The following is a 1,432-nucleotide window of genomic DNA, read 5'->3' as shown; positions in this document are numbered from 1 at the left end:
ATGACATCACGGATTTTGTGCGCTTCACCACGACCGGCAGCGACACGCTGATGGAAATCAATCCGGATGGGGTCAGTGGTTTTGTGCCCGTCGCCATCCTGCAAAGCGTGCGTAATCTGCAAGGCACCGAGGCATCTTTGGAAGCCAGTGGCGGTCTTCTGACCGCGAGTCCCAATGCCGCGCCAGTGGCGGTGGATGACAGTGCCGGCACCACAGAGGATCAAGCTGTTACCATCGATGTGCTGGCCAATGACAGCGACCCTGAAGGCGCTGCGCTGAGCTTGGATGCGGTCACGCAGGGGCAGTTTGGCTCTGTGGTGATTGACGCGGGTCAGCTGACGTACACCCCCAATGCCGACGCCAACGGCACCGATAGCTTCACCTACACAGTGAGCGATGATCAGGGCACACAATCTGTTGCGACGGTGACAGTAACCGTGGCCCCTGCCCCGGATGCACCGGTGGCCCAGGATGACGCGGTCAGTGGCGAGCAGGATGGCCCGATCCAAATCGATGCTCTGGCCAACGACAGTGATGTGGATGGCGACAGCCTGACGCTGGATGTTTCCGGTTCTACTCCGTCCAATGGACAGGTTTCCGTTGTGGATGGGCAGATCGTCTACCTGCCCGATCCCGGCTTTGTGGGCAGCGACAGCTTTACCTATGCGATCTCCGATGGCACCAGCAACAGCACAGCAACCGTGTCTGTCACAGTCTATGAGACCAATGCGGCACCAGCGGCCGTGGCGGATGTGGCCAACACCTTGGAAGATCAAGCGGTGGCTCTGGAGCTGTTGGCCAATGACAGTGACGCCAATGGCGATCCGCTGACGGTGACTGCTCTGACCAGCGCTTATGATGACGCGAGCACCGTGGGGGTTGTAGAAACCGAACATGGTTCAGTGACCCTGGCGGGTGGCATCGCCACCTACGCGCCGGATGCGGATTATGAGGGGACAGACAGCTTTGGCTATGTGCTGAGTGATGGCAAGACCACCACCGATGGCAGCGTCACGGTGACCATTCAGGGGCAAAATGATGCACCGGTGGCGCAGGACGACAGCGCCAGTACGGACCCGGATGTGGCCGTCAGTATTGATGTTCTGGCCAATGACAGCGACGTGGATGGGGACAGTCTCACGCTGGATGTCTCTGGTTCCACACCGGCCAATGGATCGGTGTCTGTGGTGAACGGTGAGATTGTCTACACACCGGATGCGGGCTTTATCGGCAGCGACAACTTCTCTTATGCGGTGTCGGATGGGACCACCTCCAGCACGGCCGATGTATCTGTGACCGTTGGTTCGCTCTATGATCCGATTGATCCCAATGCGGTTCTGCTTACGGACGGGGGCGACGACGGCCTGCCGTATCTGACTGGCGGCGCTGATGCGATTGACGGGCTCGCTGGCAATGACACGCTCTATGGCGG

Annotated in this window: 1 protein-coding gene; it reads left to right on the top strand. The window is 59.6% G+C overall.

All coding sequences use genetic code 11. The features are described from left to right. The coding region (locus tag J7412_RS21730; RefSeq protein WP_209081972.1) for a cadherin-like domain-containing protein at positions 1–1,432 on the top strand (1,432 nt) is incomplete at both ends.

This window comes from Shimia sp. R9_3 (genome assembly GCF_017743755.1).
In the GTDB taxonomy this organism is placed as follows: domain Bacteria; phylum Pseudomonadota; class Alphaproteobacteria; order Rhodobacterales; family Rhodobacteraceae; genus Shimia.
The sequence above is the reverse complement of the archived record's forward strand: the minus strand, read 5'-3'. Positions and strand labels throughout refer to the sequence as shown.